This window comes from Palleronia pelagia, assembly GCF_900110115.1.
Taxonomy (GTDB): Bacteria; Pseudomonadota; Alphaproteobacteria; order Rhodobacterales; family Rhodobacteraceae; genus Palleronia; species Palleronia pelagia.
The window spans coordinates 160,814-178,518 of the sequence record NZ_FOCM01000003.1 but is presented as its reverse complement, the minus strand read 5'-3'; the positions used below and the strand labels follow the sequence as shown (position 1 = coordinate 178,518).

Sequence of the window (17,705 nt, the reverse complement as noted above, 5' to 3'; positions counted from 1 at the left end):
CTCCTCCCCCTGTGAGCCCGTGCCGGGCCCACCGTTGCGAGGGTAATGATCAAGTCGGCAGATAGGTGCGCCGCAATCCTTCCGATCTGGATGTTTCGATATCCAGTCTGGGGAAATTCGTCCGCCTGGTGCCGTGTCTACAGCTCTTCCCGCAGGCGCGAGCCTTCGGGCGGGGCAAGGCGGCTGTCGCGTTTCAGGCCCATGATGAAGCCGATGATCTCGGCCACCGCCTGCCAGTGTTCGACCGGCACCTGGTCGTCGAGCTCGACCGCAGCGTGCAACGCGCGGGCCAGCGGCTTGTTCTCGACGATGGGCACCTCGTGTTCGCGGGCCAGTTCGCGGATCCGGGCGGCCATGTGGTCGGCACCCTTGGCGACGCAGAACGGCGCCTGGTCGACGCCCTGCTCGTATTTCAGCGCGACGGCGTAGTGGGTCGGGTTGGTCAGAACGACACTGGCCGTCGGGATCGCCTGCGCCATACGTTGGCGGGCGCGGGCCATCCGCAGCTCGGCCCTGCGGGCGCGGATCTGCGGGTCACCCTCGCTGTCCTTGTGCTCGTCGCGGACCTCTTTCAGGCTCATCATCTGCTTCTTCTTCCACGACGACCGCTTCCAGAGGATGTCGGCCAGCGCGATGGGCACCAGCACCGACGCGGTGATCAACAGGATCCACCGGACCGAGGCGCCGGTTTCGGCGGTCAGCGTCTCGGGCACCAGCGATTCCGACTGGGCCAGTCGGCCGGCCAAATCCATCAGGGCCCAGCCCGAGATCACGCCGACGATCAGCACCTTGCCCATGTTCTTGCCGAACTCGACCAGCGCATCGGGTGAAAACAGCTTCGTGAAGCCCGACAGCGGGTTCAGCTTCTCGGGCTTGGGCTTGATCCGTTCCAGCGCGACGACGGTCTCGCCCTGCACCATGACCCCGAACAGCGCGGCGGCGACCATGATCCCCAGGAGCGGCGCCAACGCCAGGAAAGACCCCACCGATAGGGAATACATCACGCCGCCCACGTCCCGCACGCCGGCCGCGTGGGTGCCGAGACCGATCTGCCCCGATTGCACGATCAGGCCGTGATAGAGACCGGACAGCCGCGTCATCGCGGCCGGCGCGACGAAAATCACGCCCATCAGCAGCGCGAACACCACCATCGCCGTCCCGGTCTCGCGCGACTGCGGAACGTCGCCTTTCTTGCGCGCGTCGCGCAATTTCTTGTCGGTCGGTTCCTCTGTCTTCTGTGACTTGTCCTGATCGTCAGACATGGCTCAGAACCCGAACGTCGTCAGCCAGTCCGAGAACGGCTGGAGGAAACCCATCATCATCGCCGGGATCGCCAAAACCATCAGGCCCAGCGCCGCCGCGATCAGCAAAGGCTGGGCGACGAAGAACACCGGGAGCGTCGCCATCATGCGGTTGGCCAGACCCATGCCGATATTCAGCACGACGCCCGCGACGAAGAACGGCGCGGCGATGGACAGCCCGATGTAAAGGCTCAACTGCGCCGCGCGGGCAAACTGGTCGGCAAGGCCCGCGATGGGCAGCTGCCCGACGGCGAAAACCTCGTAGGACATGACCAGCGAGCCGATGATCAGGTGATGCAGGTCGGTGATGAAGATCAGCGCCACGGCCCCCATCAGCAGCATCGCGGCCAGCGACGTGGCCCCCTGGAAGGCGCCGACATTGGGGGCAAGCGCGTTCGCCAGGCCCGACATCAGCGCGATCTGGTAGCCCGCGAACTGCAGCGCCGACAGCAACGTCCGCGCCACCAGCCCGATCCACAGCCCCACCGTTACCTCGGCCCCGAAAAGAAGCGCCAGCGCCATGGGCCGCCCCTCCTCCATCGGGCCGATGCCCATGACGGGATACAGAGACGCGGCCAGCACCAGCGCGATCAGAAGACGCTCGCGCACGGGGATCGCCGTTTCACCGAAACCGGGCATGAAGATCAGGGCCGATCCCAGCCGGGCGAAGACCACGAAGAATCCCAGGATGGTGGATGTCGCGAAGGCCTCGAGCCAGCTCATCGGGTCACGACCCGATGGTGGCGACGGTCTTCAGTGCCGCCTTGCGGTGGATTTCGCCGTTCGAGATCACGGGCGTCATGGGGCTGACCCGTTCCAGCATCGACCGCACGAAGCGGCGCGCCTCGGGCGCCACCATGATCGGCGGCCAGCGGTCCTGCGTGGCGAAGGACTGGATCTCCTGCCGGGCGGCGAGGACGAATTCTTGCACGCGCTTGGGCGACATGACGAAGTTGCGCTCGTCGCCCGTGACGCGGATCGCCTCGATGAATTCGGTCTCCCAGGCGGGCGACATGGTGATGACCGGCATGAACCCGTCGTCGCCCATCAGGTCCTTGCAGATCTGCGCCGACAGCCGCTTGCGCACATGCTCGAGCACGAGGTCGACATTGGTCGTCTGGCGCGCGATCTCGGCGATGGCCTCGACGATCAGGGGCAGGTTGCGGATCGACACGCGTTCCAGCAGCAGGTTCTGCAGCACCCGTTGCAGCAGGATCGCGGGGCTGGTGGCCGGAAGGTCGGTCACCAGCTTCTGGTAATTGCGGTCCATCCCGTCGATCAGGTCCTTGACCATGCCGTAGGTCAGGATGTCGGACATGTTGTCCTTCACGATCTCGGTCAGGTGGGTGATCAGCACGCTTTCGGGATCGACCACGGTCAGGCCGCGCCGCTCGGCCTCCTGCGCGGTCTTGTCGTCCACCCACAGCGCATCCAAGCCGAAGGTCGGTTCCTTCGTGGCCTCGCCCGGCAGGTCCAGCGGCGCGCCGTCGGGGTTGATGACCATCATCCCCTCGGCCCGGATCTCGCCCCGGGCGACCTCGACCCCGTGGATCTCGACCACGTAGGTCCGGCTGGGCAGTGTAGCGTCGTCTCGGATGCGCACTGACGGCATGTGGAAGCCGAAATCCTCGACGAAATGGCTGCGCAGGGACTTGATCTTGCCAGGCAGGATCGCGCCGGTCTTTCCCGCGAGGCTCAGAAGCCCCTCGCCCATCACGAGCCGCAGCTCGTCCAGCTTGGCGGGGTCGTCGGCCTTCTCCTCGCTTTGGGCCGCCGCGGCGGCGTCCTTCGCGGCGGCCTCGCGCTCGGCCACGGCGGCGCGGGCGGTGGCCGCGTCCTGCAGGACATAGCCCATACCGGCGAGCCCGGCCGCCAGCATCGAGAAAATCAGCGTGGGAAATCCTGGCAGCAGGCCGATGCAAAAGAGCATGCCCGCCGACATGTACATGGCCTTTGGGAAGCTCGACAGCTGGCCCAGCACCGCCTCGTTCGCCGCGCCCTCGGTTCCGCCCTTGGTCACGATCAGGCCCGCGGCCAGCGACACGACCAGCGCGGGGATCTGGCTGACCAGCCCGTCGCCGATGGTGAGCGAGGTGAAGACGTTGGCCGCATCGCCAACGGGCATGCCGCGCTGGAGCACGCCGATGGCGATGCCGCCCAGCACGTTGATCAGCACGATGATGATGCCGGCCACCGCGTCGCCGCGCACGAATTTCGACGCACCGTCCATGGCGCCGAAGAAGGCGCTTTCGTCCTCCAGATCCTTGCGGCGGCGGCGGGCCTCGTCCTCGTCGATCAGCCCGGCGCCCATGTCGGCGTCGATCGCCATCTGCTTGCCGGGCATGGCGTCAAGCGAGAACCGCGCCGACACCTCGGCGATCCGGGTCGAGCCCTTGGTGATGACCACGAAGTTGATGACGACGAGGATCACGAAGATCACCACGCCGATCACGAAGTTGCCCGCCACGATGAAGCGTGAGAAGCCTTCGATCACGCCCCCCGCCGCCGACATGCCGGTGTGCCCCTCCGACAGGATCAGCCGGGTCGAGGCGACGTTCAGAGACAGCCGCAGCATGGTGACGACCAGCAGCAGCGTCGGGAACGAGTTGAACTGGAGCGGTTTCGGGATCCACAGCGCAACCATCAGGATCAGCACGCTGACCGACAGCGACAGGGCCAGCCCGAGGTCCAGCAGCAGGGGCGGCAGCGGCAGGAACAGGATCGCCAGCACCATGATGACGGCCAGCGCGAAGCCCACGTCCTTGCCCACGCCGAGACGCAGGAAACGGGCGCCGATGGTATCGGGCGCCATGCTCATCTGTTCACGCTCGCAAGCAGGGGGCTGACCTCGCCCCCGGAATAAAGCGTGCCGCGTCCGCCGCCGCCCAGCTGCGCGCCCCAGCCCACCACGCCGAAATGGGCCGAGGGGGCGCTGCGACGACGATAGGGCGGCGCGGCGGCCACGCGTTCGCGGATCTCGGCCACGCGGGACTGCGCGCGCGCCACATTGCCGTCCAGCCGCGCCAGGTACTTGTCGCGAAATTCGGGCGCGCGGGAGTGATAGGCGCCCGCGGCCGCGCGCCAGCTGCCCAGCTCGACCGCCAGGCGCTTCAGGAAACGGGCGGAATATTCCACGTTCAGCTGCGGATCGAAGCCCTCGTCCAGGTCGGCGAAGGCATCGGGATGCCAGCGGAGGTTGATCTGCATGCAGCCCACGTCGATCGAGTTCACGCCCTGCGACTGGCGCAACCGGACGAAGTCCTGCGCCTCGGCCTCGGTGTCGAACAGCCGGCCCTCACCTGCCGCGTTGACGGCGAAGGGCCAGACGGTGGTCTTGCCGCGATGGGTCGTGCCCGCCTCCTGCAAACCGATGGCCAGCAGCAGGTTGTTGGGGATGTTGTGTCGGGTTTGTGCCGCCAGGATTTCACGCAGGCAGACGGTCCCAGCGGCGATTTCGGCCGTATCGTGCGGACCGGTCGCCTCGGAAGCGGTCATGTTGTGGCCCCGGCGCACGGTCTGACCGGACTGGGCGGTCGGTTTCGCGCCGTAGAAGGCGCGCCAGCCATCGGCGGCTTGCGCGGGAACGGCCAGCGCGAGGGCCAGCAGGGTGACGGCCAGCAGCCTCACAGCCCGCCCCGGCGGATCAGGTCGAAGATCGTGTCCGAAAGGCCGTTCAGCGTCGCGTACATGAAGGGCATCGACAGCAGCAGGCCGAAGAAGATCGCCACGATCTTCGGCACGAAGGTCAGCGTCATTTCCTGGATCTGCGTCAGCGCCTGGAAAAACGCGATTCCCAGGCCGATGATCAGCGCGATCGCCAGCACCGGAAGCGAGGCCAGCAGCACGGCCCACACGGTGTCGGACAGGATGTCGTAGGCCTGCGTCTCGGTCATCAGATCGGCATTCTCAGCACTTCCTGGTAGGCCTCGACGAAGCGGTCGCGCACGGACACGGCGACTTCGACGGTGGATTGCATCGCCAGGACGGCCTCGACCACTTCCTGCGTGCCGGCCTCGCCGCGCAATCCGGCGGCCGCGACCTCTTCGCCGCTGCGCACCTTTTCCACGGCGGACTGCGCCGCATCCTGCACCATCTCGGCAAAACCCGAAGCGGCGTCCTTGGCCGCGTTCGACTCGCCCCCTTGCAGCGAGCGCGACGACGCATAGGCGCCGCGCACCAGGCCGGACGAGATCATGGACGGATCGGTCATCGCGCGCCCCTTACTTCAGCAGGTCGAGCATCTGGCCGCGCATGCGGCGGCCGGCTTCGAACAGGTTCATGTTGGCCTCGTAGCTACGCGATGCCTCGCGCATGTTCGCCATCTCGAGCACCGGGTCGACGTTCGGCCGCTTCACGTAGCCATCGGCATTGGCCGCCGGGTGGCTGGGGTCGAAATGCAGCTGGAACGGGCTGTCGTCGCGACCCACCTGGCCGATCTCGACCCCCGTGGCACCGGTGTCGCGGTCGAGCATCTGCTCGAACGTCACGGTCTTGCGGCGATAGGGATCGGAACCGGGCGTCGTGCCGGTGCTGTCGGCATTGGCGACGTTTTCCGACACGATGCGCAGACGTTCGGTCTGCGCGGTCATGCCAGAGGCGGCGATGCGGGCGATGGCGCTGAGCGGATCCATGTCTCGTTACCTCTTTCTCACCGACATCGACAGCATCTCGAACCCCTTGCGGTAGAGCTCGGTCGCCAGCCGGTGCTGGTCGGCGATCTCGGCCGCCCGGATGGCCTGGTCTTCCAGGTCCACGCCGTTGCCGTCGATGGTGCGGATCACCGATGCGCGGTCGGTGCCCTCGCGGACGTTCGCGTTCACCGGCCCACCCGATCCAGTGATGTGGCGCGGGTCCGTCGTGGCCAGGCGCACGTTGCCGGTGCGGTTGCCCTGCAACATCTCGGCGAAGCTGCTGACATCCTTGGCGCGGTAATCGGGGGTATTGGCGTTGGCGATGTTTTCCGCCGTCACCTTCTGGCGCGCCGAAAGCCAGCTCAGCCGGTCGGACGCCAAGTTGAAAAAGGATAGATCGGTGATGCTCATCTTGATTTTATCCTGTATCTATCCTTTAAATGCCATGAATAGCCTCGTCGGTCTAGGATTTATTCATGAGCACGACCTTCTCGGAACTGACGAGCTTTGCGCGCAACGCCGGCGAGGCGCGGATCAGCGGCGAGGTGGCGTCGATCACCGGCATCAGCCTGACGGCCACGGGAATCGAGCGCGCGGTGGGCATCGGCGCGCGCTGCATCGTGCGCGGCCGCCGCGGCGCCGTCAGGGCCGAGGTCGTGGGCATCGGCCCCCGCGGAACCGAGCTTCTGCCCTTCGGGTCGTGGCAGGGGGTCAGCGCGGGCGACACGGTCGAGGTCGATCCGGTCAGCGACGCGATCCGCCCCGATGACCGCTGGGTGGGCCGGGTCATCAACGCCGCCGGGCAGCCTATCGACGGCAAGGGCCACCTGCACGAAGGACCGCGGTCCCGGCCCACTCGTGCCGAACCGCCCAATGCCTTCGCCCGTCGCCGCATCGGGCCGAAACTGCGCACCGGCATCCGTGCGCTCGATATCTTCGCGCCGCTTTGCCAGGGTCAGCGCATCGGCATCTTCGCGGGCTCGGGGGTGGGCAAGTCGACCCTCATGGCGATGATCGCGCGCGAGACCGAGGCAGACGTCGTGGTCATGGCGCTGGTGGGCGAACGCGGCCGCGAGGTGCAGGACTTCATCACCCGCGACCTGGGCGAAGAAGGTCTGGCGCGGTCGGTGCTGGTGGTCTCGACGGGCGACGAGGCGCCCCTGTCCCGCCGCCAGGCCGCGTGGACCGCCATGGCGGTGGCCGAGCATTTCCGCGACCGTAGCAAGCACGTGCTGTTGCTGATGGACAGCGTCACCCGCTTCGCCATGGCCCAGCGCGAGATCGGTCTTGCCAGCCGCGAGCCGCCGACGACCAAGGGCTATCCGCCCACGGTGTTTTCGGAACTGCCGCAGCTTCTGGAACGGGCCGGCCCCGGGTCGGGCGACGCGGGTGATATCACCGCGATCTTCACCGTGCTGGTGGACGGCGACGACATGTCCGACCCGATCGCCGACGCGGTGCGCGGGATCACCGATGGGCACGTCGTGCTGGATCGGGCCATCGCGGAAAAGGGACGCTATCCGGCCATCGACGTGCTGACATCGGTGTCGCGGACCCTGCCCGCTGCGCATACCGACGCGCAGAACGCGGTGCGCCGCGCCGCGCATGCCGCGTTGGCGAGTTACGAGGACATGGCCGAACTGGTGCGGATCGGGGCCTACAAGCCGGGCAGCAATCCCGATCTCGACCACGCGATCGAGCTGGCCGCGCGGGTCGATCCGTTCCTCACCCAGGGGCCGCATGACGTGCCCGGCGACGAGGATACGTTCGCGTTGATGGCCGGTCTGTTGGACAGCAGCGGGATCAGCCTGGATCCCGGCCGCTAAGCCACCGACACGGCGGCCGCGAAGTAGTCGGGTTCGCTGTTCGACTGGCCGGTCACGAACAGTTGTGCGACGGCGTAGATCAAGGCCAGCACCAGTATCGCAAGGCAAAGCCAGTCGATACTGTGGTTGGGCAGCGTGTTCAGGGGCGGCTGGTTGGGACGCATCGGTCCGGCTTTCACTAGAAGCTCGTCCAGCCAATTTCTTCGGCCATGATGTACCATCGCGGACGGTCCCGGCAAATCTTCGGCTAGACCGCGAAAAGAAAAAGATTTCAATCACTGTTCCGGAGTAATCCCGGACCGCCAATCGGCGCGGGGTTGCGAAGCGTGCAGGCCGGTTCCCGCCGGGACGTTTTTTTCGACAAAGGCACGGCCCCGCTTAGATCACTGGGCAACCGCACCTGCCGCCAGGATCCGTCCCCGTGACTTCCAGACTATTCTCGGCCGCAGCCCTAACCGGGCTGATCGCCACCGCATTCGCCGTTCCCGCCCAGGAGCAGGACCAATCGTCCGCCTCCGACCCGTCCATCGAGCTGCCGCTCGTCGGCGAGGTCCCGGTCCCCGCCTTCATCGGCGAACTGCTGGGGATCGAGGCGCAGGCCCAAGGCCAGCAGCAAGGCCAGGGCCAGCAGGCGCCCCCCGCCGTGGTCTTCGAGGTGGCCGAGCAGAGATCGGTCGGCGAGGTGTTCGAGTTCCTGGGCCGGATCGAGCCGATCGAACGTGTCTCGGTCCAGGCGCGCGTGCCCGGTTTCATCGACGAGGTCGCCTTTCAGGGCGGACAGGACGTGGCCGAGGGCGACCTTCTGTTCCAGATCGACACCGCGCAATACGACGCGGCGCTACAATCGGCCGAGGCGCAGCGTGCAGCGGCACAGGCGCGGTTGGAAAACGCCGAACGCAGCCTGGAACGGGACCGCGGCCTGCGCGAATCCGGCACCATCGCCGAGGCGGTGCTGGACGAAAGCCAGGCCGCGTTCGAGCAGGCGCGCGGCGCGCTCTTGCAGGCCGAAGCGGCGGTGCGGCAGGCGCAGCTGGACCTGGACTACACCTCGATCGAAGCCCCCATCGACGGCCGCATGTCCGAGCCGTTCGAGACGCGCGGCAACTATGTCAGCGCGGCCGAGGGACCTCTGGCCGACCTGATCCAGATGGACCCGATCTGGGGGGTCTTCGCGCTGGGCGAGAACCGCCTGATCGCGTGGCAGCGGCTGGGCATCGGTCAGGGCGACACTGCCCCGATCGGCGACGACACCAAGGCAACCAGCGGCGAAACAACTGCGGAAGCCGGGTCCGCTTCGGCCGGGGACGACACGCCTGATATCTCGGAATACGATCTCAACCTGATCCTGCCCGACGGATCGCCCTACGACGCCGCCGGGTCGCTGTCCTTCGTCGGCAACAGCGTCGATCCGCAGACCGGCACGGTCGAGGTGCGGGTGGAGTTTCCCAACCCCGACGGCCTGCTTCTGCCGAACCAGAACGTAACGCTGAGGGTGACCGAGGCAGATCCGCCCGAACTGCCCGTGATCCCGCAGGCCGCGGTGCAGCTGGGTCGCGACGGGCGCGCCGTCTGGGTGGTGCGCGACGACGACACGGTGACGCGCCTGCCGATCGAAACCGCCGCGGCCCGCATGCCCGGCATGGTCGCGGTGACATCGGGTCTCGAGGGTGGCGAACGGGTCATCACCCGCGGCTCCATGCGGTTGCAGGACGGCGCGACGGTCGATCCGCGCCGGGGCACGGGCATGGACGGGGCCCCGGGGCAATGATTTCGAAACTGTTCATCGACCGGCCGCGGCTGTCCGCGGTCATCAGCCTCGTGCTGGTCATCGCGGGCGGCATCTCGGTCTTCGCGCTGCCGATCACGCAATATCCCAACATCTCGCCCCCGACCGTGCAGGTCAGCGCCGCCTACCCCGGCGCCGACAGTACCGTGCTGGCCGAAACCGTCGGCGCCCCGCTGGAACGGGCGATCAACGGGGTGGACGGGATGATCTACATGTCATCCTCGTCGTCGAACCAGGGGACCTATTCGCTGTCGATCACCTTCGAGATCGGCACCGACCCCGACATCGCGCAGGTCAATGTCAGCAACCGCGTGCAGTTGGCCACGCCGCAGCTTCCGACCTCGGTCGTTGACCAGGGTGTGACGGTGACCACGCAAAGCCCGAACTTCCTGGCCGCCGTTGCCTTCCCCGTGGACGCCGAGAGTGACCTGAGCCTGATCGACGCGGCCAGCTACGTCTCGACCAACGTCACCACCGCGCTGCAACGGATCAACGGCGTGGGCAACGCATCGGTGCTGGGACCGTCGAACTACGCGCTGCGGATCTGGACCGACCCCGGCAAGATGAGCGCGCTGGGCCTGTCGCCCGCCGATATCACCAATGCCGTGCGCAGCCAGAACCTGGCCGCCGCGCTGGGGCAGGTGGGCGCCGCACCCGCCGTGGACGGACAGGCGCTGGTCTATACCGTAACGTCCAGTGGCCGGTTCTCGAACCCCGCGCAGTTCGAGGACGTGATCCTGCGATCGGGCGAAAACGGCGGCATCGTGCGGCTGCGCGACGTCGCCCGGGTCGAGCTCGGGTCGCAGGACTATTCCAGCAACTCGTTCCTGAATGAGCGGCCCAGCCTGACCGTGCAGGTGAACCAGGCCCCGGGCGCCAATGCCCTGAACACGATGGAGCAGGTGCAGGGCGAGCTTGACCGGCTTCAGGACTCGTTTCCCGAGGGGCTGAGCTACGAGGTCATCTACGACACGACCGACTATGTCCGGATCACGATCGAGGAGATCCTGAAGACTCTGCTGCTGACGGCGGGGATCATCGTGGTCGTGGTGTTCGTGTTCCTGCAGGGATTTCGCTCCACGATCATCCCACTGATCGCCATTCCCGTGTCGCTGATCGGAACGTTCGCGCTGCTGCTGGCCATCGGGTTCTCGATCAACGTCATCACGCTTTTGGCGCTGATCCTCGCCATCGGGCTGGTGGTGGACGACGCCATCCTGGTGGTCGAGAATGCCCGCCGCATCATGGAGGAATCCGACCTGACCGGCCGGGCGGCGGTGACCAAGGCCATGGGCGAGATCACGGGGCCCATCATTTCGACCACGCTGGTCCTGTTGGCCGTGTTCCTGCCCACGACGCTGCTGCCGGGCCTGTCGGGGCAGCTTTACCGGCAATTCGGGCTGACGCTGTCGATCTCGGTCCTGCTGTCGTCTCTAGTGGCGCTGACGCTGACCCCGGCGCTGTGCGGGTGGCTTCTGCAAAGCACGGGCAAGCCCTGGGCGGTCTTCAAGCCGTTCAACTGGGGGCTAGACAAGGCCCGCAACGGTTACGCGCGGGTGGTCGAGTTCTTCGTGACGAAGGGCATCCTGACCCTGGCGGCGCTGGGCGCGGCCATCGCCGTGGCCGGCTGGGCCTATACCTCGCTGCCGACGGAACTGGTCCCGTCCGAGGACCAGGGCGCCATCTTCGTCGACGTGTCCCTGCCCGACGGCGCGTCCCTGCAACGCACGACCGAGACGATGCGCGAGATCGGCGACATCATCCTGGACACCGACGGCGTGGACTCGGTCATCCAGGTGGCTGGCTTCAGCTTTCTCGGCGGGTCGCGGTCCTCGGTGGGCATCGCCATCGCGACACTCAAGCCATGGGGCACGCGGCGCGACCTGTTCCCGATACTGGGGCAGCTGAATGCGCAGTTTCAGACGATCCCCGGCGTGCAGATCGCCGCCTTCCCGCCCCCCGCGATCCCCGGCACCGGCAGCGTCGGCGGCCTGAGCTTCGAGGTTCTGGCGACCGAGGGCCAGCCCGCCGAAGAGGTCGCGCAGGTCGCGCGTTCGTTCGTGCAGGCGGCCAACCAGCGCCCCGAGATCGGCGGCGTGCGCACGACGTTCTCGGCCGACGTGCCGCGCATCTTCGTCGACGTGAACGCCGACCGCGCGGCGCAACTGGGGCTGAGCGTGGCGGATGTCTATTCCACGCTGGGACAGACCCTTGGCACCGGGTTCGTGAACCAGTTCATCTACGAGGGCCGCGTCTACCAGGTACGGATCCAGGCCGACGCGCCCTTCCGGTCCGAGCCCGAGGATATCACCTCGCTCTACGTCCAGAACGCGGCAGGCGATAACGTGTCGATCAGCGACATCGCGACCCTGCGGACCGAGTTCGGGCCCTATATCCTGCCGCGCTTCAACCTGTTCACCACCGCGTCGATCAGCGGCAACCCCGCCCAGGGCGCATCGTCGGGCGAGGCGCTGCAGGCGCTGGTCGAGGTGGCCGAGGCCGAGCTGCCCGATGGCTACAGCTACCAGTTCTCGGGCGCGTCCTACCAGCAGCAGCAGGCCGGCAACGCGGCGGTCTATGCCTTCGTTCTGGCCTTCATCTTCGCCTACCTCTTCCTCGTGGCGCAGTTCGAGAACTGGCTGCAACCGCTGGCCGTCATGCTTTCGGTCATGGTCGCTATGGCCGGCGCCGCCGTGACGCTGCTGCTGACCGGGTTCACCGCGAACCTGTACGCCCAGATCGGCATGGTGATGCTAGTGGGTCTGGCGGCGAAGAACGCGATCCTGATCGTCGAATTCGCCTCAGCCCGACACAAGGAAGGCATGCCCATCACAGAGGCCGCGATCCTCGGCGCGCGGCAACGCTATCGCGCGGTGATGATGACGGCGCTGGCCTTCGTCTTCGGCATGGTCCCACTGGTCCTTGCCACCGGTGCGGGCGCCGCGGCACGCAATGCCATCGGCACCGCCGCGCTGGGCGGCATGGCGGCGGCGACCTTCCTGGGGATCCTGATCATCCCGGCGCTTTACGCGCTGCTCGAACGGGCCGGCGAAGGCAAGCGCGGGGTGTTCTGGGGCCGCGAAAAGGCCGACGAGGACGCGCTGGAGAACGCGCCCGACAGCGTCCGGCGGGCCTGAGCCATGGTGCAACCGGTCGCCATGCCGGTTGCACGGTGCGCGCCGATGACTAGGTATGCGCAACACTCAACGGCACTGGACCGCGCATGACCGACCTGACCCCCCGCGAAATCGTCTCGGAGCTCGACCGCTTCATCATCGGCCAGAAGGACGCCAAGCGCGCGGTCTCGGTGGCTCTGCGCAACCGCTGGCGCCGCAAGCAGCTGGCGCCCGAGATGCAGGCCGAGGTCTATCCAAAGAACATCCTGATGATCGGACCCACCGGCGTCGGCAAGACCGAGATCAGCCGCCGCCTGGCCAAGCTGGCCCGTGCGCCGTTCCTGAAGGTCGAGGCCACGAAGTTCACCGAGGTCGGCTATGTCGGCCGGGACGTGGAGCAGATCATCCGTGACCTGGTGGAACAGTCCATTACCATGACCCGCGATCACATGCGCGACGAGGTGAAATCCACCGCCGAGGCCCGGGCCGAGGATCGCGTGATCGAGGCCCTTGCCGGCGAGAATGCCCGCGAGTCAACGCGCGAGATGTTCCGCAAGAAGCTGCGCGCCGGTGAGCTGGACGCCACCGAGATCGATATCGAGGTCAGTGAAACGTCGAACCCCATGGGCGGCATGGACATCCCCGGCATGCAGCCCGGCGGCAACATGATGAACCTGGGCGATCTGTTCGGAAAAGCCTTCCAGGGCCGCACGGTCCGCAAGCGCGTCACCGTCGCCGACAGCTATGACCTGCTGCTCAGCGACGAGGCCGACAAGCTGCTGGACGACGAAACCGTCACCAAGGCCGCGGTCGAGGCGGTCGAGCAGAACGGCATCGTCTTCCTGGACGAGATCGACAAGGTCTGCGCCCGGCAGGACGCCCGCGGCGGCGAGGTCAGCCGCGAGGGCGTGCAGCGCGACCTGCTGCCCCTGATCGAGGGCACGGTGGTATCGACCAAGCACGGGCCAATCCGCACCGACCACATCCTGTTCATCGCCAGCGGCGCGTTCCACGTGGCCAAGCCCAGCGACCTGCTGCCCGAACTGCAGGGCCGCCTGCCCATCCGGGTCGAGCTGCGCGCGCTGACCGAAGAGGACTTCGTCCGCATCCTGACCGAAACCGACAACGCCCTGACCCGGCAATACGCCGCGCTCATGGGCACCGAGGAGGTCAAGATCACCTTCACCGAGGACGGCATCGCCGCGCTCGCCCGCATCGCGGCCGAGGTGAACCAGTCGGTCGAGAACATCGGCGCCCGGCGCCTTTACACCGTGATGGAACGCACCTTCGAGGAGCTGTCCTTCGAGGCGCCCGACAAGGCAGGCACCGAGATCACGGTGGATGCCGCCTTCGTCGAGGACCACCTGGGCGAACTCAGCCGCTCGACCGACATGTCGCGCTACGTGCTGTAGGCCTTTGCTGTACCGGCCCGGGCAGCGCGGAATCTGACCCGGGTCCCCGTTTCGGGTCTTTCCATTGCCCGCGTCCGGCGCGATAGCGGGCCATGGGTTTTTTGAATTTTCTTCGCGCGAATGCGCCCTTTCTCACCGTGGGCGTGTTGCTGACCTTCTGCTCGTCCTTCGGGCAGACCTTCTTCATCTCGGTCTTCGCGGGGCAGATCCGCGACGAGTTCGGGCTGTCGAACGGCGACTGGGGATTCCTCTACTCGGTGGGCACCACGGCCTCGGCCATTGTCATGGTCTGGACCGGCATCCTGACCGACACGTTCCGGGTGCGGGTGCTGGGGCCTCTGGTCCTGATCCTGCTGGCGGCGGCGTGCCTGTCGATGGCGATGGCGCAAAGCTGGTGGGCGCTGGTCTTCACCGTGTTCGCCCTGCGCTTCTGCGGGCAAGGCATGGCGACGCTGGTCGCGACGGTGGCGATGGCCCGCTGGTTCGTCATGTCGCGCGGCAAGGCCCTTTCGATCAGCAAGCTGGGCGTGTCGCTGGGCGAGGCGTTCCTGCCGCTGATCTTCGTGGCGCTGATGGCGGACATCCCGTGGCGCAGCCTGTGGATGTGGTCCGCTGTCGGCGTGCTAGCCTTCGTGCCGGTGCTGCTGCCGCTGCTGCGGCTGGAACGCACGCCGCAATCCATTGCGATGGACGACCAAAGCTTCGGGATGCGCGATCTGCACTGGTCACGCGCCATGATGCTGCGGCACGGTCTGTTCTGGCTCATGGTCCCTGCCCTGCTGGCGCCCGCCGCCTTCGGCACCGCCTTCTTCTTCCACCAGGTGCACCTGGCCGACGCCAAGGGCTGGAGCCATGTGGGCCTTGTCGCGCTGTTCCCGATCTTCACCGCCTGCGCGACGGTGACCATGTTCGGCTCTGGCTGGATCGTGGACCGGATCGGAACGGCGCGGCTGATGCCGACCGTCGTGCTGCCCATGGCCCTTGGCTTCGCCGGGCTGGCCTTCGCGCCGTCGCTGCCCTGGGCCGCGGTGTTCATCGGGCTGATGGGCTTCACGCAAGGTCTGAACAACACCGTACCCAACGCCTTCTGGGCCGAGTTTTACGGCACGCGGCACCTGGGCGCCATCAAGGCGCTGGCCACCGCTATCATGGTGCTGGGCACGGCCATCGGCCCCGCGCTGACCGGGGCGCTTATCGACCTGGGCTTCGACCTGCCGCAGCAGATGCTTGGGATCGCCGCCTACATGCTGTTCGCCGCAGGCTTGGTCGCCATGGGCGTGGGACGGTCCGCCGGATCACTTCCCCGGGCGGCGCAGGTACACGTAGAACGCCCCTGAGCCACCATGGGCGCGATGCGCCTCGGTCACCTGCAGCACGGCGTTGCGCAAGGCCCCCTGCCCCAACCATTGTGGGACCTGGTGGCGCAGGGCCCCGCGCCGCATGGGCATCGGGCCGTCGGTGTCGCGATCCCGGCCCTTGCCGGTGATGACCAGCACCAGCCGCTTGCCCGCCGCGTGGGCGTCGAGGATGAAGCCGTTGAGCCGGGGATGCGCCTCGGCCAGGGTCAACCCGTGCAGGTCGATCCGCGCCTCGACCCGCAGCTTGCCGCGCTTCATCCGGCCGAAGGCTTTCGCGTCCATCCGAACGGGCTGCGCGCGCAGCTGGTCCGAAAGGCCGGGGTGCAGGTCGTGACGCGCCGCGGTCTGCGGTGCGGCCCCGCCGATGCGAAAACCGCTGAGGTCGGTGTGGGGACGCGCGGGGGCCTTGGCGGTGCCGGCCCTCGGCGGCGTTGCCGGTTGGGCCGGACGCTCGGACCGCCGGTCAGGATGCATCGGCGCGGTCTGGCGGGCGACCTGCTGCCACAACGCCTCTTCGTCGGGGCGCAGCCGGCGGGGTTCCTTGCGGCGGGACATCAGAATTCCTCGGCCAGCGCCAGCGCCCGCTGGATGGGGAGCAGGACGATCATGCGGCCCGTATCCTTCACGCGTCCGGCACGTAGGCCCGCCTTTTCGCCGGTGCCGAAGAAGATGTCGGCCCGCTGTGCGCCCTTGATCTGCGACCCCGTATCCTGCGCGATGGTCAGGCGTTTCAGCGGATCCTTTCCTCCCTTCTCGATCCATACCGGCGCGCCGAGGGGGACGTAGGCTGGATCGACCGCGATCGACCGCAGGTCGGTGATCGAGCGGTTCATCGCGCCCAGCGGTCCGCGATTGGCCGGAACTTCGGTCACTTCACGGAAAAACACGTAGGATGGGTTGTGGTGCAACAGCCGCCGGCCTTCTTCGCCGTTCCGGCGCACCCAGCTTCGGATCACTTGAGCCGAGACCTGGTGCGGCTCGTATTCGCCGCGACGCACAAGTTCCATTCCGATCGAACGGTAGTCGTGTCCGTTCTTGCCGCCATACCCCACGCGTAGCGCGGTGCCGTCGTCCAGCCGCACGCGGCCCGACCCCTGGATCTGCAGGAAGAATACGTCCACCGGGTCATCGATCCATGCGATCTCGAGCCCGCGTCCGGCAAGCAGATCGCCCTCCTCGATCTCGGCACGGCTGAGCCAGAGCCCCTCGCGCGCCTCGTCCGGGACCCGGTAGAGCGGGTACTGATACGGCCCGCCGCGATAGCGCGAGCCGCGAAGCTCGGGCTCGTAATACCCGGTAAACAGCATCGGCTCACCGTCCTCGATCAGGACCGGTCGGAAGAAGATCTCGAAGAAGCGGCGGGCGTCGGTCTGGTCGGCGGCAACACGGCACAGGGCAAGCCAGTCCAGATCGCGCATGTCGCCGCAGGTGTTCAGGAAAACGTCCAGTGCCGCGCCGTGGTCGTCCTGCGCCCAGCCGTTCAGATCGTCGAAGCGCAGGATCGTGCGGGTCGGCTCGGGCCGGGGCGGCTCGGTTGCGAAAGCCGTGCCCACGAGAGGCACGGTCAGAAATAGCGCGGCCAGAAGCCGCCGCATCACTCGCCCGTCGCGACCAGCACCCAGTTCGGGTCGTCCGAGCCCATGGTGCGGGCGAACGTCCAGGTATCGCGCTGGCGCTTGATCTCGTTCGGGTCGCCCTCGATGATCTCGCCCGCGCTGTCTCGCACGGCGACCGTCAGTTCGACCAGGAAACGAACGGTCAGCTCGGCCTCCTTGGTGTCGCGATCGTACCGCGCTTCGTACAGTTCGACATCGCGGACGCCCACGATCTCGCTTTGCACGGTCAGGCCCTTTTCCTTGCGATCAGCCAGGACCTGGTCGAACGCCTCGGCCACGTCGGGGTCGAGAAATCCGCGCACCTCGGAAATGTCGCCGTTCTCGAACGCGCCGAGGATCATCTCGTAGGCGCCGCGTGCGCCACCCAGGAATTCGCCCACGTTGAAGCCCGGCTCGGCGATCTTCATGCCCGCCAGCGACTTGGCGCTTTCCGAGTCCTCCTCGACGTGATCGGTGATGTCCCGGTCCGGGCCGCCCTCGATGACTTCGAAATCACGACGACCGCGGCCGAGAGACTTCTCGGTCTCCTCGCGGGTCAGGGGTGGCTTCTCGAACCCGTCGCGCGTGCCGAGCGCATTGCGCAGGCGCAGGATCAGAAAAATCGCGATACCGGCAAGTACCAGCAACTGGATGACGGCAGAACTCATGGGACCTCGAAT

17 protein-coding genes are annotated in these 17,705 nt (G+C 67.1%); 5 read left to right on the top strand and 12 right to left on the bottom strand.

Annotated elements, in window-relative coordinates; translation table 11 throughout:
- Positions 1-137: 137 nt before the first annotated feature.
- The 8 genes from BMX96_RS07810 to flgB are packed head-to-tail and all read right to left on the bottom strand — an operon-like array spanning position 138 to position 6,343.
- Positions 138-1,262, bottom strand: coding sequence for an EscU/YscU/HrcU family type III secretion system export apparatus switch protein (locus tag BMX96_RS07810; RefSeq protein ID WP_091844990.1), 1,125 nt, complete (start codon positions 1,260-1,262; stop codon positions 138-140).
- Positions 1,263-1,265: 3 nt separating this feature from the next.
- The gene (locus BMX96_RS07805; protein WP_073126892.1) at positions 1,266-2,024 is read right to left on the bottom strand and encodes a flagellar biosynthetic protein FliR; all 759 of its coding nucleotides are present in this window, start codon (positions 2,022-2,024) and stop codon (positions 1,266-1,268) included.
- Between the two features lie 4 nt (positions 2,025-2,028).
- A complete protein-coding gene (flhA, locus tag BMX96_RS07800; RefSeq protein ID WP_091844989.1) occupies positions 2,029-4,119 on the bottom strand; it encodes a flagellar biosynthesis protein FlhA in 2,091 nt (696 codons plus the stop codon).
- Positions 4,116-4,928 (bottom strand): transglycosylase SLT domain-containing protein, encoded by an 813-nt coding sequence (locus BMX96_RS07795; protein WP_091844988.1) that lies wholly within the window; start codon positions 4,926-4,928, stop codon positions 4,116-4,118. The genes flhA and BMX96_RS07795 overlap by 4 nt, the downstream gene beginning before the upstream one ends.
- Positions 4,925-5,194, bottom strand: coding sequence for a flagellar biosynthesis protein FliQ (fliQ, locus tag BMX96_RS07790; protein ID WP_073126886.1), 270 nt, complete (start codon positions 5,192-5,194; stop codon positions 4,925-4,927). The genes BMX96_RS07795 and fliQ overlap by 4 nt, the downstream gene beginning before the upstream one ends.
- Entirely contained in the window at positions 5,194-5,511 is a 318-nt protein-coding gene (locus tag BMX96_RS07785) for a flagellar hook-basal body complex protein FliE (protein ID WP_073126884.1), read from the bottom strand. Before BMX96_RS07785 ends, fliQ begins: the two co-directional genes overlap by 1 nt.
- Positions 5,512-5,521: 10 nt before the next feature.
- A complete protein-coding gene (gene flgC, locus BMX96_RS07780; RefSeq protein WP_073126882.1) occupies positions 5,522-5,932 on the bottom strand; it encodes a flagellar basal body rod protein FlgC in 411 nt (136 codons plus the stop codon).
- A 6-nt stretch (positions 5,933-5,938) separates the two neighbouring features.
- Positions 5,939-6,343 carry a flagellar basal body rod protein FlgB gene (gene flgB / locus BMX96_RS07775; protein ID WP_091844987.1) on the bottom strand — a complete coding sequence of 135 codons (405 nt, stop codon included), beginning with the start codon at positions 6,341-6,343 and terminating at the stop codon, positions 5,939-5,941.
- A gap of 65 nt (positions 6,344-6,408) precedes the next feature.
- On the opposite strand from flgB, the gene BMX96_RS07770 reads away from it, so the two are divergent.
- Positions 6,409-7,758: a FliI/YscN family ATPase gene (locus BMX96_RS07770; protein ID WP_091844986.1), complete on the top strand. Its 1,350-nt coding sequence runs from the start codon at positions 6,409-6,411 to the stop codon at positions 7,756-7,758.
- Here BMX96_RS07770 and BMX96_RS19610 read toward each other — a convergent pair.
- The gene (locus tag BMX96_RS19610; RefSeq protein ID WP_175481684.1) at positions 7,755-7,922 is read right to left on the bottom strand and encodes a hypothetical protein; all 168 of its coding nucleotides are present in this window, start codon (positions 7,920-7,922) and stop codon (positions 7,755-7,757) included. The two genes, BMX96_RS07770 and BMX96_RS19610, sit on opposite strands and share 4 nt — an antisense overlap.
- Positions 7,923-8,179: 257 nt before the next feature.
- Between BMX96_RS19610 and BMX96_RS07765 the strand changes: the two genes are divergently transcribed.
- The 4 genes from BMX96_RS07765 (at position 8,180) to BMX96_RS07750 (ending at position 15,409) form a co-directional block, all read left to right on the top strand.
- On the top strand, positions 8,180-9,526 hold the full coding sequence (locus BMX96_RS07765) for an efflux RND transporter periplasmic adaptor subunit (RefSeq protein WP_175481683.1): 1,347 nt from the start codon (positions 8,180-8,182) through the stop codon (positions 9,524-9,526).
- On the top strand, positions 9,523-12,681 hold the full coding sequence (locus tag BMX96_RS07760; protein ID WP_091844984.1) for an efflux RND transporter permease subunit: 3,159 nt from the start codon (positions 9,523-9,525) through the stop codon (positions 12,679-12,681). The genes BMX96_RS07765 and BMX96_RS07760 overlap by 4 nt, the downstream gene beginning before the upstream one ends.
- An 86-nt stretch (positions 12,682-12,767) precedes the next feature.
- The gene (gene hslU / locus BMX96_RS07755) at positions 12,768-14,072 is read left to right on the top strand and encodes an ATP-dependent protease ATPase subunit HslU (protein WP_091844983.1); all 1,305 of its coding nucleotides are present in this window, start codon (positions 12,768-12,770) and stop codon (positions 14,070-14,072) included.
- A 92-nt stretch (positions 14,073-14,164) separates the two neighbouring features.
- Positions 14,165-15,409: an MFS transporter gene (locus BMX96_RS07750; RefSeq protein ID WP_091844982.1), complete on the top strand. Its 1,245-nt coding sequence runs from the start codon at positions 14,165-14,167 to the stop codon at positions 15,407-15,409.
- Here the strand turns inward: BMX96_RS07750 and BMX96_RS07745 are convergent.
- The 3 genes from BMX96_RS07745 to BMX96_RS07735 are packed head-to-tail and all read right to left on the bottom strand — an operon-like array spanning position 15,368 to position 17,693.
- Positions 15,368-15,985 (bottom strand): Smr/MutS family protein, encoded by a 618-nt coding sequence (locus BMX96_RS07745; RefSeq protein WP_091844981.1) that lies wholly within the window; start codon positions 15,983-15,985, stop codon positions 15,368-15,370. The two genes, BMX96_RS07750 and BMX96_RS07745, sit on opposite strands and share 42 nt — an antisense overlap.
- On the bottom strand, positions 15,985-17,025 hold the full coding sequence (gene mltA, locus BMX96_RS07740) for a murein transglycosylase A (RefSeq protein ID WP_091844980.1): 1,041 nt from the start codon (positions 17,023-17,025) through the stop codon (positions 15,985-15,987). Before mltA ends, BMX96_RS07745 begins: the two co-directional genes overlap by 1 nt.
- Positions 17,025-17,693 carry a Tim44/TimA family putative adaptor protein gene (locus BMX96_RS07735; RefSeq protein WP_091844979.1) on the bottom strand — a complete coding sequence of 223 codons (669 nt, stop codon included), beginning with the start codon at positions 17,691-17,693 and terminating at the stop codon, positions 17,025-17,027. Before BMX96_RS07735 ends, mltA begins: the two co-directional genes overlap by 1 nt.
- Positions 17,694-17,705: the final 12 nt, after the last annotated feature.

What these genes read in the sequence shown, in the direction of transcription:
- BMX96_RS07810 (WP_091844990.1), bottom strand. Translation starts at nt 1,262, where the DNA reads ATGTCTGACGATCAGGACAAGTCACAGAAGACAGAGGAACCGACCGAC.
- BMX96_RS07805 (WP_073126892.1), bottom strand. Translation starts at nt 2,024, where the DNA reads ATGAGCTGGCTCGAGGCCTTCGCGACATCCACCATCCTGGGATTCTTC.
- flhA (WP_091844989.1), bottom strand. Translation starts at nt 4,119, where the DNA reads ATGAGCATGGCGCCCGATACCATCGGCGCCCGTTTCCTGCGTCTCGGC.
- fliQ (WP_073126886.1), bottom strand. Translation starts at nt 5,194, where the DNA reads ATGACCGAGACGCAGGCCTACGACATCCTGTCCGACACCGTGTGGGCC.
- BMX96_RS07785 (WP_073126884.1), bottom strand. Translation starts at nt 5,511, where the DNA reads ATGACCGATCCGTCCATGATCTCGTCCGGCCTGGTGCGCGGCGCCTAT.
- flgC (WP_073126882.1), bottom strand. Translation starts at nt 5,932, where the DNA reads ATGGATCCGCTCAGCGCCATCGCCCGCATCGCCGCCTCTGGCATGACC.
- flgB (WP_091844987.1), bottom strand. Translation starts at nt 6,343, where the DNA reads ATGAGCATCACCGATCTATCCTTTTTCAACTTGGCGTCCGACCGGCTG.
- BMX96_RS07770 (WP_091844986.1), top strand. Translation starts at nt 6,409, where the DNA reads ATGAGCACGACCTTCTCGGAACTGACGAGCTTTGCGCGCAACGCCGGC.
- BMX96_RS19610 (WP_175481684.1), bottom strand. Translation starts at nt 7,922, where the DNA reads ATGCGTCCCAACCAGCCGCCCCTGAACACGCTGCCCAACCACAGTATC.
- BMX96_RS07760 (WP_091844984.1), top strand. Translation starts at nt 9,523, where the DNA reads ATGATTTCGAAACTGTTCATCGACCGGCCGCGGCTGTCCGCGGTCATC.
- hslU (WP_091844983.1), top strand. Translation starts at nt 12,768, where the DNA reads ATGACCGACCTGACCCCCCGCGAAATCGTCTCGGAGCTCGACCGCTTC.
- BMX96_RS07750 (WP_091844982.1), top strand. Translation starts at nt 14,165, where the DNA reads ATGGGTTTTTTGAATTTTCTTCGCGCGAATGCGCCCTTTCTCACCGTG.
- BMX96_RS07745 (WP_091844981.1), bottom strand. Translation starts at nt 15,985, where the DNA reads ATGTCCCGCCGCAAGGAACCCCGCCGGCTGCGCCCCGACGAAGAGGCG.
- mltA (WP_091844980.1), bottom strand. Translation starts at nt 17,025, where the DNA reads ATGCGGCGGCTTCTGGCCGCGCTATTTCTGACCGTGCCTCTCGTGGGC.
- BMX96_RS07735 (WP_091844979.1), bottom strand. Translation starts at nt 17,693, where the DNA reads ATGAGTTCTGCCGTCATCCAGTTGCTGGTACTTGCCGGTATCGCGATT.